The following is a 12,683-nucleotide window of genomic DNA, read 5'->3' as shown; positions in this document are numbered from 1 at the left end:
GCCTGACGACGGTCAGGCTGCAAGCGCTCTATACGGCTGCCGCGCAGGCCGAGCAGGTCCCCTCCACCTCAACGGTCGCGCGTGCCGGCCGGAAGCCCGCCGCCCGCGCGGCCTCGGCCACGGCGCGGGCGACCGAGCTGTCCGACAGCTCGGTCGTCCGCCCGCAGGCGCCGCAGATAAGGAACTGGTGCGGGTGGTCGTGGTCGTGGCCGTGCCCCGCCTCGATGCAGGGCAGGAAAGCGTTGAGTCGTTCGACCCGGTGGATCAGGCCGTTCTCCAGCAGGAAATCGAGCGCACGATAGACCGTCGGCGGGGCCGCGCCCGGCCGCTCCGCCCGCAGCCGGTCCAGCAGGGCGTAGGCCCCGACGGGCTGGCCGGCCTCCAGCACCATCTCCAGCACGCGGCGGCGGAGCGGCGTCAGCTGGGCCCCGCGCCGAGCACAGAGAACCTCCGCGTGGTCCAGCGCATGCCCGGCGTCATCCGTGGTCTGGGTCATCGCCGCATCATATAGGATCGCATGACCCAGGTCCCCAGCCGCCCCGACCACCTGCCCCCTGGAGCGCCCCGGGTGAAGCGGCGCTCGCCGCCTTCGTCGCAGCGCTGCGGCCCGACCCGAAGGGGCTGGTGGCGGCCGTGGCCCAGCAGCACGACACGGGGGAGGTCCTCATGCTCGCCTGGATGAATGCCGACGCCGTCGCGGAAACGCTGGCGACGGGGCGGGTCACCTATTTCAGCCGGTCCCGCAACGCGCTGTGGCGCAAGGGCGAGACCTCCGGCCAGGTGCAGCACCTGCTCGACCTTCGGCTCGACTGCGACGGCGATGCTGTGCTGGCGGTCGTGGACCAGGTGGGCGTGGCCTGCCACACCGGGCGGCGCTCCTGCTTCTCCTGGGCCCTGCAGGATGGACGCGTCGCTGCGGTCGAGCCGGTGCTCGCCGATCCCCACGCCCTCTACGGGGGGCGTTGACGGGCCGCCACGGCCAGCGCTTCCTTCGCACTCCGCCCGGAGGATCCGCCATGCCCCTGACGTTGCCCGAGGAGCTCCTCCTCCTCATGCTCGACGACAAGACGGGGCGGCTGAACGAGGCGGCCGGTCCCGCTTCCAACTACGCCATCGCCGCCGCGATCCTGGCTGAGCTGGCGCTGCAGGACCGCGTGGACAGCGATCCGCAGCGGATGTTCGTCACCAACCGGTCCGCGACCGGCGATTCGCTGCTGGACAGCGTCCTGGCCCGCATGACCGCCGAGCCGACGGATGCGCCGCAGCGCGGTGAGCCCGCGGCGCAACCCCACACCTCGCGCTGGTGGATCGAGGTGCTGGCCCGGGACGCCGACGGCTACAGGGACCAGCTCTTCGCGCGGCTCGTGCAGCGCGGCATCCTGCGGGAGGAACAGGGCCGATTCCTCTGGATCTTCCCGGAACGCCGCTATCCCGTGATCTCCGACAAGGAGGAGCGTGAGGTGAAGGCGCGGCTGATGGGCGTGATCTTCCAGGACGAGATTCCGGAGCCGCGGGACGCCCTGCTCATCGGCCTCGTCCGCGCGGCGGGCCTGCTGCCCCTCCTCCTGGCGCCCGACGCGCTGGATGCGGCCCAGCCCCGGATCGACGCGGTCGCGAACCTCGAGGAGCTCAGCCGCTCCCTCGGCAACGCTGTGCGCGACATCTTTGTCGAGATGGCCCGCTACACCCCCATGATGTGACGCCCGCCTACCCGAAGCGCAGCTTCAGCGAGAGGATGTAGAGCGACAGTACGCCCGTCACGGCGTTTGCCAGGATCAGGCCGCCGCTGCCGATCAACAGCCCGTAGGCGAGCCACAGGCCGATGCCGGCGTTGAACAGCACGAGCATCGGCAGGGACAGGTCCCGGGTCGCGCGGCTGCGGTGCGCGCGGATCACCTGCGGCACGAAGGCGAGGGTCGTCAGGGCCCCCGCCGCCAGTCCGAGAATCTCGACCCACGCCATCCACGCTGTTCCCACGATGCGCGGCGCGGTATGCGGCAACCCATGCCCGGAATCCATCCTGCGTGACGCTGATCTACGTGGTCGCGGGCGAGGCTTCGGGCGACGTGCTGGGCGCCCGCCTGATCGCCCGGCTGCGCGGTCGTCGCCCGGACCTGGCCTTCGCCGGAATCGGCGGGGAGCGCATGGCGGAACAGGGCCTGGCGAGCCTGTTTCCCATGCGCGAACTGGCCCTCATGGGCCTGCTCGAGGTCCTGCCGAACATCAGGAGCCTCGCCCGCCGCATGCGGGAAGCGGTGGCCGACGTCGCGGCCCGGCGCCCCGCGGCGGTGGTCACGATCGACAGCCCGGGCTTCGCGATGCGCCTGGCGGCGCGAGTGAAGCCGCTCGGCATTCCCATCATCCACTACGTCGCGCCGCAGGTCTGGGCGTGGCGGCCGGGGCGGGTGCGGGAGATGGCGCACCGCCTCGACCGCATCCTCGCCCTGCTGCCGTTCGAGGCACCTTTCTTCGAGCGCGCGGGCATCCCCGTCACCTTCGTCGGCCACCCCGTGCTGGAAAGCGGCGCGGACCACGGCGATGCCGCCCGGTTCCGCGCCGCGCACGGCATCAGCGCGGAGGAGCGCGTCGTGGTCGTGATGCCCGGCAGCCGCCGGACCGAGATCGGCCGGCTGCTGCCCGTCTTCGGGGAAACGCTGCGCCTGCTGCAGCGGGACGTCCCGGGCCTTCGCCCCGTCGTTCCGCTGGCCGGGCCCGTCGAGGAGGCTGTCCGGAACGGCACGGCTGGCTGGCCGGCGGCGCCGATCCTCCTCCGCGACGTGAACGGCAAGCACGACGCCTTCGCGGCGGCCTCGGCGGGGCTGATCAAGTCGGGGACCTCATCGCTGGAGGTCGCGCTGGCCGGCGTGCCGATGGCCGTGGCCTACAAGGTGAACCCGGTGACCGCGGCGATCGTCCGGCGCCTGATCAAGGTCCGCCACGTGAGCATCGTGAACCTGCTGGCCGATGCTCCAGTCATCCCCGAGTACCTCCAGGAACGCTGCCGGCCCGACCTGCTCGCGGCGGAGCTCCGTCGGCTTCTGGATGGCGGGTCGGAGGCGGAGGCGCAGCGGGCCGGCTTCCGCAGGGTGCTGAGCCTGCTCTCCCCACCGGACGGGCTGGCGCCGAGCGAGGCGGCCGCCGAGGCCGTGCTCTCGATGCTGAAGGCCTGAGACGCGACAGGGGCCGCGGCGCGAACGCCGCGGCCCCCATCAGGTCCGCCCGGATCAGCGGCGGTTGGGGTTCGTCGTCGAGGTTCCCCTGACCGTCGAGCCCGTGGTCGTGGCCCCGGCTGTGCGGTCGTCCTCCACCTCGACCTCGGTGCGGCGCACCGTGTCGGAGATGGTCTCGGTCCGCTGCTCCACGTCCTTCCTGATCACCAGCTCCTCGCGGACGCGGGCTTCCTTCGCAACGACCGCCTCCTCGTCGTGCTCGACCGCCTCGATGGTCCGCTCGCGGAAGGCGTCATCGGCCTCGGACAGGGGCAGGTCCACCGCACGGCGCTCGATCGTCACGCGCTCGTCGCGCAGCGTGACCTGCTCGTTCACCGGCGTCTCGACGACGTAGGAGCGAACGCGGACGCGGCCGCGGTCCACCTCGCGCTTGCCGACGGCGAGACGCTCCTCGACGATCGGGATGCGCTCCTCGCCTTCCAGGCGATCGCGGTTCGTCGCACCGGAGGCGTAGGCGGCCCCCGCGGCAGGGCCCGTCGTGCCCGCGCTGCGGTCGCTCATGTCGATCCGCTCGGAAGCACCCGTGCCCATGTCGGCCGAGCGCTGGCCCATGGCCGGGGTCGAAGCGGCGGAGTAGCCGGTCCAGCCGGACGAACGCCACTCTTGCTCACGCGCGTCGAGATCGACGGCGCCGTGCTGCTCGAAGACGTCCATCGCGTGGTCGATCTGCGTGTCGTCCAGCTCGGCGGAAACGACGTAGCCGCCGCGGCGGATGCCCTCGGAATAGGTGTAGCGGTCCTCGTCGGAGATGAAGAGGTCCTTCAGCGACGCCCAGAAGCCCTTGTCGGACTGGGCCATGCCAGTTTGGGCCATGCCAGTCTGGGACACGCCAGTCTGGGACACGCCAGTTTGGGTCATGCCGGCCTGGGCCATGCCAGTCTGCCCGCTGCCCTGGCCGCTCCCCGACTCCACGCCGTGGATGCGGATGCGGCTGCGGTCGATGCTGTCATGGGTGACGAGGTGGTTGACCACCGCCTCGGCTTCGCTGCGGCTGTCGAACAGCCCGGTAACGATGCGCTTCATGCCGTGTAGCCTCTTGTGCTGGTTGTTGCCGGTTGGTCGTGTCCGGAGTTCAGGACCGGGTTCAGGCCGAGGTGGGGTCCCGCGTGGTCGGCAGCTGCACGCGTTCGACGCTCGCTTGCTGCACGCGGCGCGTGGCCACGTGCTCCACGGGCGTCTCCGTCTCCAGCAGACGGACGCGCACTTCCTCCCTCAGGACGAGCCGCTTCTCCACGACGAGAACCTCCTCGATCACGGGGATGATCAGCACGTCGCCTTCCTGCCTTACGCGCGGGATCTCCGTCACTGTCTCGCCGACGGGTCGCCGCTCGATCTCCACGCGACGGGATTGAAGGGTATCGCGCAGAATCTCCTCGACCGTGTCCGTGGTGAGCGCGACGCGCACGCGGCCCACTTCCACCGCCCGCTTGCCAACGGAAATGGATTCTTCCACGACAGGCACGACGACTTCGGTGGGCTCGACGCCCGACATCACGTTCTCCCCGGCGGACACGACTCCAACGGCCGAGTCGCGCGCGGGGTTTCCCGTTGTTTCGTGACAGTTCCGGAGAAGTGCTATTCCGCAGCGCGGGCGAAAGCGGCTGTCCCGTTCGACGGCGCGTGGCGCTTGGGGCGAGCCTTGCGCCGAAGTTCGAGAAGATCGGCCTCTTCGCGCCCCGCGTTCCGGAGCAAGGCTTCGTTGCCCCAGCGATACTGCGGCGGACAGGTGACATCGCGAACGCCGTACTTCGCCGCGGCGCGGAGAGTGAAGGAGGGATCGACGAGGTGTGGGCGCGCCAGCGCAACGAGGTCGGCGCGGCCCGCAGCGAGGATCGTGTTCACCTGGTCCGCCGAAGTGATGCTGCCGACGCACATGGTCGCCACCTTCGCCTCGTTCCGGATCATGTCGGCCCAGGGAACCTGGTACATGCGACCGTAGTGCGGGGTGCTGTCGGCGACGGTCTGACCCGTGGAGACGTCGAGAAGATCGCAGCCCTCGGCGGCGAAGGCGCGCGCGATCGCCAGCGAGTCATCGTCCGTGATGCCGCCCTCGGCCCAGTCGGTCGCTGAGATCCGGACGCTCATCGGCCGGTCGGCCGGCCACGCGGCGCGGAGGGCACGGAATACCTCGAGCGGGAACCGCAGGCGATTCTCGAGCGAGCCGCCGTACTCGTCGCCGCGGCGATTCGTCAGCGGCGAGAGGAACGAGGCCAGGAGGTAGCCATGGGCGCAATGTAGCTCCAGCATGTCGAAGCCGGCCCGAGCACCGCGGACCGCGGCGGCGACGAATTCGTCGCGGATCCGGTCCATGTCGGCGCGCGTCGCCTCGCGCGGCACCTGACTTTCGGGGAAGTAGGGGACCGCCGATGCCGAGACGATGGGCCAGGCCCCGGCGTCCAGCGGCCGGTCCATGCCCTCCCACATGAGCTTCGTCGCGCCCTTCTGCCCGGCATGGCCCAGCTGTAGCGCGATCCGCGTATCGGAATGGGCGTGGACGAAATCGACGATCCGCCTCCAGCCCGACTCCTGTGCATCGTTCCAAAGCCCGGTGCAGCCCGGCGTGATCCGCGCATCCGCGGAGACGCACGTCATCTCCGTGAACAGCAGCCCGGCGCCCCCCGTGGCGCGGGCGCCGTAGTGCATGAGGTGCCAGTCACCGGGCACCCCCCCTTCGGCCGAATACTGGCACATCGGGGAGACGACGATCCGGTTCGGCACGGTCATGCCCCGCAGGCGGAGCGGCTGGAACATCGGGGGCGCGCCGTCCTTCGCCGGAAAGCCGACGGTGCGGGCCTCGTCCTCGAAGAGACGGCGCTGCTCCTCGACGAACTCCGGCGCGCGGAGCTGGAGGTTCTCCCAGGTAATCGCCTTCGAGCGGGTCATCACGCCGAACGAGAAGCGCGAGGGCGGCATGTGCCAGAACCTCCGCACGTGCTCGAACCACACGAGCGACACGTCGGCCGCGTGCTGGGTCTTCTCCACCTCCTCGCGCCGGGCGCCTTCGAACCGGGCGAGGCAGTCGGCGACGGAACCGCCCTGCCGGAAGGCGGCGTGAAGGTGGATCGCGTCCTCCATGGCCAGTTTCGTGCCGGAGCCGATGGAGAAATGCGCCGTCGCCTTCGCGTCGCCGAGCAGGACGACGTTGTCCCGCGACCAGCGGCGGCAGCGCAGCATCGGGAAGCGGCGCCAGAGGGAGCGGTTGGTGATCAGGCGGTGCCCATCCAACTCCTCGGCGAAGACCCCTTCGAGGAACCGGGCACTCTCATCCTCGCCCATGCCGTCCAGGCCGGCACGGGCGAAGGTAGCGGGGTCGGTTTCCATCACCCAGGTGCTGGCCCCGCGCTGGTACTGATAGCAGTGGGCGACGAAGATGCCCTCCGGCCGTTCCTTGAAGAAGAAGGTGAAGGCGTCGAAGGGGCGCGTGCTGCCCATCCAGGCGAAGCGGTTGGGGCGGAGGTCCACCTCCGGCGCGAAGTGGTCGCGGTTGCCTTCCCGGATCGGCGAGTTGATGCCGTCCGCCGCGACGATCAGGTCGGCGTCCGGGAAGTCCTCCGGCGTCGCCTCCTGCTGGAACAGCAGTTCCACGCCGAGTTCCCGTGCCCGGCCCTGGAGCAACAGGAGGAGCGTACGACGGGAGCAGCCGCAGAAGCCGTTGCCGCCGATGCGGTGGCTCGTCGTCGCGCCGTCCAGCGGCGTCCGGACGATCTCGATATCGTCCCAGTAAGCGAACGCATCGGTGATGGCGCGGTAGGAGGGCTCGTCCGCCCGCTCGAAGGTCGCCAGCGTCTGGTCGCTGAACACGACGCCGAAGCCAAAGGTGTCGTCGGCGCGATTGCGCTCGACGACGGTGATCCGCGATTCCGGGCGGTCCCGCTTCATCAGGATGGCGAAGTAGAGGCCCGCCGGGCCGCCGCCGATGATCGCGATACGCATGGGGTCGCCCTCCGAAGGGTGCCAATGGGGATAGTTTAGGCTTCAAGCGTTCGGGCTTCAACAACTGCTTGCGGAAGGGCCGGACGATGTTTTAGGCTTCAAGCATCATGGGGCACACCGGCGTACGGCATGCGATCGTCACGGGCGGCGGCACCGGCATCGGGCGCGCTGCCGCGGCCGCGCTGACGGCGGCGGGGATGCGCGTGACCGTGCTCGGGCGCCGTGCCGCGCCGCTGCGGGATGCCATCGCAGCGGGCGACGCGGCGCATGCCGAAACCGCCGATGTGGCCGACCAGACGGGGCTGGAGGCGGCGCTTTCCCGCGCCACCGTGGCACATGGGCCGGCCCTCGTCCTCGTCAACGCCGCGGGGGTGGCGGAGAGCGCCCCCTTCCTGAAGGCTGACGCAGCACTCTGGGACCGCGCGCTGCGCGTGAACCTGCTGGGTACCGTCGCGGCGACCCGGGCCGTGCTGCCGGGCATGCTCGATGCCGGCTGGGGGCGCGTGGTGAACGTCGCTTCCACCGCGGCGCTGCGCGGCTATGCCTACGTCACGGCCTACGCGGCGGCGAAACATGCAGTCCTCGGCCTGACCCGGTCGCTGGCACTGGAGGTCGCGACGAGGGGTGTCACCGTCAACGCGGTCTGCCCGGGCTTCACCGATACCGACATCGTCGCGGAGAGCGTCGCCCGCATCGTCGCGAAGACTGGCCGGACGGAGGACGACGCCCGCGCCGAACTCGCGAAGCACAATCCCCAGGGCCGCCTCGTCACGCCCGCCGAGGTCGCGGCGACCATAGCCTTCCTCTGCTCCGACGCTGCCGCCGCGGTCAACGGCCGCGCCCTGGCCGTGGATGGCGGGGAAGTACCGTGATGCCCGACGACGTCCGGCCGGTGGATGCCGAAACGGCCCTGGCCCACGCACCACCCGGACACAAGGTCGAGCTCCGCCTTTGGCTCCGCCTCCTCTCCTGCACGCGGCTGATCGAGGCGGAGATCCGGCGTCGCCTGCGCATCCGCTTCGCGACCACCCTCCCCCGCTTCGACCTCATGGCCCAACTGGCGCGCGCACCAGAGGGGCTGACGGCCGGCGACGTCTCGCGCCGCATGATGGTGACTGGCGGCAATGTCACCGGCCTTGCCACACGGCTGGAGGAGGAGGGGCTGATCGAACGCGGAACGGCGCGCGACCGGCGTACCGTCACCCTTCGCCTGACATCGCTCGGCCGGCGGGAGTTCGCCCGGCAGTCCGCAGCGCACGAGACCTGGATCGCGGAATTGCTGGACGGCCTCCCGGCCTCGGATCGCACCACCCTCCTCCGCCTCCTCGACCGCGCGCGCGGCAGCATTCGCGCGGCGCTGACCACGGACCCCGAGCCATGACCCCGATCGCCGAGTTCCCGGCGCGCCACGTGCTCCTCTCCGTCGCCGGAAAGGTGGCGACGGTCACGCTGAACCGACCGGAGCGGAAGAACCCGCTGACCTTCGAGTCCTACGCCGAACTCGCCACGATCTTCCGCACCGCTGCCCAAGACGACGGCATCGGCGCCTTCGTGGTCACCGGCGCGGGCGGCAACTTCTGCAGCGGCGGCGACGTGCATGAGATCATCGGACCTCTGCTCGATCGCGACACCAAGGGGCTGATGCAGTTCACCGCGATGACGGGCGAACTGGTCAAAGCGATGACGGCCTGCGGCAAGCCGATCGTCGCCGCCGTGGACGGGATCGCGGCCGGTGCCGGCGCGATCATCGCGATGGCTTCCGACCTTCGCATCGCGACGCCGCGGGCCAAGGTCGCCTTCCTGTTCAACCGCGTCGGCCTGGCCGGTTGCGACATGGGCGCCTGCGCCATCCTGCCGCGGATCATCGGCCAGGGGCGGGCGGCGGAACTGCTCTACACCGGGCGAGCCATGAGCGCGGAGGAAGGCCTCGCCTGGGGTTTCTTCTCCCGCAGCGTGGACCCGGACGCGCTGGCGGAGACCACCGCATCCCTCGCTGCCCAGATCGCGGAAGGTCCCGGTTTCGCGAACGCGATGACCAAGCGGATGCTCACGATGGAATGGGCCATGTCTGTCGAACAGGCCATCGAGGCCGAGGCCGTCGCGCAGGCCTTGTGCATGACCACTGCCGATTTCCGCCGCGCCTACGACGCCTTCGTCGCGAAGCAGCGGCCGGTGTTCCAGGGGAACTGATGCCGGACCGCGATTACCTCAACTGGCCCTTCTTCGACGCCTTCCACCGGGACTGGGCGGCGGAGGTCGAGGCCTGGGCCGCCGCCCACGCCGGGCCCCTTTCGGAAGGCGAGACGGACGCGGCGACCCGCGCGCTGACGCGGGCGATGGGCGAGGCAGGGCTCCTGCGTAAGGCCGTGCCGGAGGACGGGCGGCTGGACGTCCGTTGCCTCTGCCTCGCGCGCGACATCCTGGCGCGCCATTCGGGCCTGGCAGACTTCGCCTTCGCGATGGCGGGACTCGGCACCGGCACGATCACGCTGTTCGGCGACGCGGCGACCCGTGACACCTTCCTGCCCGCGGTGCGGGAGGGTCGGTCGCTTGCCGCCTTCGCCCTTTCCGAACCCGAGGCTGGGTCGGACGTCGCGGCCATCGCGACCACCGCGACCCGCGACGGCAACGCCCACTGGCGGCTGGACGGGCGGAAGACCTGGATCAGCAACGGCGGGATTGCCGACCACTACGTGACCTTCGCCCGTACCGGTGAGGGTCCCGGCGCGAAGGGCCTGACCGCCTTCGTGGTCCCGGCCGACGCGCCAGGCCTTTCCGTCGAGGCGCGGATCGAGGTCGCCGCGCCCCACCCCTTGCGACGTTGCGCTTCGACGGTGTGCGCGTCCCGAACGAGTACCGCCTCGGCGGACCGGGCGAGGGCTTCAAGGTTGCCATGGCCACGCTCGACGTGTTCCGCGCGACCGTCGGCGCCGCCGCGCTCGGCTTCGCGCGGCACGGGCTGGACCTGCTGCTGCAGCAGGCGGATGCGCGCGTGATCGCCGGAGCCGCTCTCTTCGAATCCGGCATGACCCAGGCCGCGATCGCCGAGAGCGCGACGGAGGTCGAGGCGGCCGCCCTCCTCGTCTACCGTGCGGCATGGCTGAAGGACCGCAGCACGCCCCGCGTCTCCCGCGAAGCCTCCATGGCGAAGCTTTACGCGACGGAAGCAGCGGGCCGGATCGCCGATCGCTGCGCGCAGCTCCACGGCGGCCGCGGCGTCGTCCGCGGCCACCCGGCCGAGGTCCTGACACGTGAGGTCCGGGCGCTCCGCGTCTATGAGGGCGCGAGCGAGATCCAGCGCATCGTCATCGCGCGGGCCGAGCGTGCCCGCCAGCAGCAGGGAGCGGCGTGATGGACGGCACCTTCCCCGACGCGGCATCCTGGTCCGGTTCCTCGCCGGACCTCGCGCCCAGCGCGCATCGCGACACCTTCGCCCGGGACAACCTGCCGCCCCGGGCCCAGTGGCCCACCCTGCACTTCGATCTCCCGGATGTGCGCTACCCCGTCCGCCTGAACTGTGCGGTGGAACTGCTGGACCGCAACCTCGCCGACCGCGCGGACCACCCGGCCGTCGAGACACCGGCGGAGACCCTGACCTACCGCCAGCTGGCCGAGCGCGCGGACCGCATCGCGAACGTCCTGACGAACGAGCTGGGCTTCGTGCCCGGCAACCGCGTCCTGCTCCGCTCCGCCAACAGCGCCTGGATGGTCGCCGCCTACTTCGCGGTGCTCAAGGCGGGGGGTGTCGTTGTCGCGACCATGCCGCTGCTGCGCGCGGGCGAACTCGCGAAACTGATCCGCAAGGCGGAGATCACGCACGCCCTTTGCGACTCCCGCCTGCGAGCCGACCTGGATCGAGCCGCGGCGGAATGCCCGACGCTGCATCAGGTCGCGACCTGGGGTGACGGGGACCTCGAAGCGCGATGCGCCCGCCAGCCCGCCAGCTTCGCGGCCTGTGACACGGCGGCGGATGACGTCTGCCTTATCGGCTTCACCTCCGGCACGACCGGGGAGCCGAAGGGGACGATGCACTTCCACCGCGACATGCTTGCGATCTGCGACACCTATGCGCGTCACGTCCTCCGCGCTTCGCCGGAGGATCGGTTCATCGGCTCCCCCCCCCTCGCGTTCACCTTCGGTCTGGGCGGTCTCGTCCTTTTCCCCTTCCGCATCGGCGCGACGGCGGTGTTGCTGGAGAAGGCGGCGCCCGACGACCTGCTGCCGGCCATCGAGGCCTTCCGCGCCACGGTCTGCTTCACCGCCCCCACCGCCTACCGCGCGCTGGCGCTGCGGGCGGGCGAATTCGACCTCTCGACGCTCCGCAAGTGCGTCTCCGCCGGAGAGACCCTGCCGAAGCCCGTCTTCGATCTGTGGCAGGACACGACGGGCCTGAAGCTGATGGACGGCATCGGCGGGACGGAGATGCTCCACATCTTCATCGCCGCGACCGAGGATCGGATCCGCCCCGGCGCCACCGGCGTGCCCGTGCCCGGCTACGTCGCCCAGGTGCAGGACGAGGAGGGGCAGGAGGTCCCGCGCGGGACGCCGGGGCGCCTCGCCGTGCGCGGCCCGACGGGGTGCCGCTACCTCGCCGATCCCCGGCAGGTGCAGTACGTCCGCAACGGCTGGAACATGACCGGCGACGTCTACGTCCAGGACGAGGACGGCTACTTCCATTACCAGGGCCGCGCCGACGACATGATCATCAGCGCCGGCTACAACATCGCGGGGCCGGAGGTCGAAGCCGCCCTCCTGTCCCACCCCGCGGTTCGCGAATGCGGCGTCGTCGGCGCGCCGGACGGGGAACGAGGGACGGTCGTGAAGGCCTACGTCGTTCTCAAGCCGGGACACGAGCCCGACGCCGCCATGACCAAGGCCCTTCAGGACCACGTCAAGCGGGAAATCGCGCCCTACAAGTATCCACGCGTCATCGAGTACCGCGATACCCTGCCCCGCACGGAGACCGGCAAGCTGCAGCGCTTCGTCCTGCGACGCGACGCGATGGGACAGGCGGCGTGAGCGTCCTCCGCCGTCTCCAGCCCCCGGGCTGGCCGCCGCCGAAGGGCTACGCCAACGGCGTGGCGGGCCGGGGGCAGGTCGTCATGGTCGGCGGCCAGATTGGCTGGCACCCCGACGGGACCTTTGCCCAGGGCTTTCCCGCCCAGGTCGCGCTCGCGCTGCGGAACATCCTCGCTGTCCTGGCCGAGGCCGGGGGCGGGCCGGAGCACATCGCCCGGCTGACCTGGTACGTCGTGGACATGGAGGAATACCGGTCCTGCCAACGGGAGCTCGGCACGGCCTACCGCGAGGTGATGGGCCGCAACTTCCCCGCCATGGCGCTGGTACAGGTGGTCTCGCTGGCCGAGCCCGCGGCGCGCGTGGAGATTGAGGCGACGGCCATCATTCCGGACTGAGGCTGGATCGGCCGCGCCGCCGCGCAGGAACACACGACCGACCCGTCGGGACGCCGGTTCGGCACCGTCGGCTCCCCGCAATGCGGGCATTCCAGCACGTCTTCCA

Annotated in this window: 15 protein-coding genes; 10 read left to right on the top strand and 5 right to left on the bottom strand. The window is 70.9% G+C overall.

From position 1 onward, the window contains the following. Positions 1–28: 28 nt before the first annotated feature. A complete protein-coding gene (locus ACE7GA_RS20130) occupies positions 29–391 on the bottom strand; it encodes a Fur family transcriptional regulator (RefSeq protein ID WP_376100402.1) in 363 nt (120 codons plus the stop codon). A gap of 116 nt (positions 392–507) precedes the next feature. Here ACE7GA_RS20130 and hisI point away from each other — a divergent pair, with 116 nt between their 5' ends. Both hisI and ACE7GA_RS20120 read left to right on the top strand, forming a co-directional pair. Then, positions 508–966, top strand: a complete 459-nt coding sequence (gene hisI / locus ACE7GA_RS20125) for a phosphoribosyl-AMP cyclohydrolase (protein WP_376100399.1) — start codon at positions 508–510, stop codon at positions 964–966. Between the two features lie 50 nt (positions 967–1,016). Next, positions 1,017–1,700 (top strand): GPP34 family phosphoprotein, encoded by a 684-nt coding sequence (locus tag ACE7GA_RS20120; protein WP_376090599.1) that lies wholly within the window; start codon positions 1,017–1,019, stop codon positions 1,698–1,700. Positions 1,701–1,707: 7 nt separating this feature from the next. Here the strand turns inward: ACE7GA_RS20120 and ACE7GA_RS20115 are convergent, their stop codons facing one another. Beyond that, the gene (locus ACE7GA_RS20115; protein WP_376090596.1) at positions 1,708–1,962 is read right to left on the bottom strand and encodes a SemiSWEET family sugar transporter; all 255 of its coding nucleotides are present in this window, start codon (positions 1,960–1,962) and stop codon (positions 1,708–1,710) included. A 62-nt stretch (positions 1,963–2,024) separates the two neighbouring features. On the opposite strand from ACE7GA_RS20115, the gene lpxB reads away from it, so the two are divergent. Beyond that, positions 2,025–3,170, top strand: a complete 1,146-nt coding sequence (gene lpxB / locus ACE7GA_RS20110) for a lipid-A-disaccharide synthase (protein WP_376090593.1) — start codon at positions 2,025–2,027, stop codon at positions 3,168–3,170. A gap of 54 nt (positions 3,171–3,224) precedes the next feature. Here the strand turns inward: lpxB and ACE7GA_RS20105 are convergent, their stop codons facing one another. From ACE7GA_RS20105 to ACE7GA_RS20095, 3 genes are all read right to left on the bottom strand, one after another. Then, positions 3,225–4,253, bottom strand: coding sequence for a YsnF/AvaK domain-containing protein (locus ACE7GA_RS20105; protein ID WP_376090590.1), 1,029 nt, complete (start codon positions 4,251–4,253; stop codon positions 3,225–3,227). 61 nt (positions 4,254–4,314) lie between these two features. Beyond that, positions 4,315–4,722 carry a DUF2382 domain-containing protein gene (locus ACE7GA_RS20100; RefSeq protein WP_376090587.1) on the bottom strand — a complete coding sequence of 136 codons (408 nt, stop codon included), beginning with the start codon at positions 4,720–4,722 and terminating at the stop codon, positions 4,315–4,317. A gap of 83 nt (positions 4,723–4,805) precedes the next feature. Then, positions 4,806–7,163 carry a bifunctional salicylyl-CoA 5-hydroxylase/oxidoreductase gene (locus tag ACE7GA_RS20095; RefSeq protein WP_376090584.1) on the bottom strand — a complete coding sequence of 786 codons (2,358 nt, stop codon included), beginning with the start codon at positions 7,161–7,163 and terminating at the stop codon, positions 4,806–4,808. Between the two features lie 107 nt (positions 7,164–7,270). Between ACE7GA_RS20095 and ACE7GA_RS20090 the strand changes: the two genes are divergently transcribed. The 7 genes from ACE7GA_RS20090 to ACE7GA_RS20060 are packed head-to-tail and all read left to right on the top strand — an operon-like array spanning position 7,271 to position 12,577. Next, entirely contained in the window at positions 7,271–8,035 is a 765-nt protein-coding gene (locus ACE7GA_RS20090; protein ID WP_376090581.1) for an SDR family NAD(P)-dependent oxidoreductase, read from the top strand. Then, positions 8,035–8,544 carry a MarR family winged helix-turn-helix transcriptional regulator gene (locus ACE7GA_RS20085; protein ID WP_376090578.1) on the top strand — a complete coding sequence of 170 codons (510 nt, stop codon included), beginning with the start codon at positions 8,035–8,037 and terminating at the stop codon, positions 8,542–8,544. The genes ACE7GA_RS20090 and ACE7GA_RS20085 overlap by 1 nt, the downstream gene beginning before the upstream one ends. Beyond that, positions 8,541–9,353, top strand: coding sequence for an enoyl-CoA hydratase family protein (locus tag ACE7GA_RS20080; RefSeq protein ID WP_376090575.1), 813 nt, complete (start codon positions 8,541–8,543; stop codon positions 9,351–9,353). The genes ACE7GA_RS20085 and ACE7GA_RS20080 overlap by 4 nt, the downstream gene beginning before the upstream one ends. Continuing rightward, on the top strand, positions 9,353–10,159 hold the full coding sequence (locus ACE7GA_RS20075; protein WP_376090572.1) for an acyl-CoA dehydrogenase family protein: 807 nt from the start codon (positions 9,353–9,355) through the stop codon (positions 10,157–10,159). Before ACE7GA_RS20080 ends, ACE7GA_RS20075 begins: the two co-directional genes overlap by 1 nt. Beyond that, positions 10,057–10,515 (top strand): acyl-CoA dehydrogenase family protein, encoded by a 459-nt coding sequence (locus ACE7GA_RS20070; RefSeq protein WP_376090569.1) that lies wholly within the window; start codon positions 10,057–10,059, stop codon positions 10,513–10,515. The genes ACE7GA_RS20075 and ACE7GA_RS20070 overlap by 103 nt, the downstream gene beginning before the upstream one ends. Continuing rightward, positions 10,515–12,182, top strand: coding sequence for an AMP-binding protein (locus tag ACE7GA_RS20065; protein WP_376090566.1), 1,668 nt, complete (start codon positions 10,515–10,517; stop codon positions 12,180–12,182). The genes ACE7GA_RS20070 and ACE7GA_RS20065 overlap by 1 nt, the downstream gene beginning before the upstream one ends. Further along, entirely contained in the window at positions 12,179–12,577 is a 399-nt protein-coding gene (locus tag ACE7GA_RS20060; protein WP_376090562.1) for a RidA family protein, read from the top strand. Before ACE7GA_RS20065 ends, ACE7GA_RS20060 begins: the two co-directional genes overlap by 4 nt. The last annotated feature ends 106 nt before the right edge of the window (positions 12,578–12,683 follow it).

Source organism: Roseomonas sp. CCTCC AB2023176, from assembly GCF_042259275.1.
Classification (GTDB): domain Bacteria; phylum Pseudomonadota; class Alphaproteobacteria; order Acetobacterales; family Acetobacteraceae; genus Roseomonas.
Note: the sequence above shows the minus strand (reverse complement) of the source record. Positions and strands in the feature narration are given on the sequence as shown.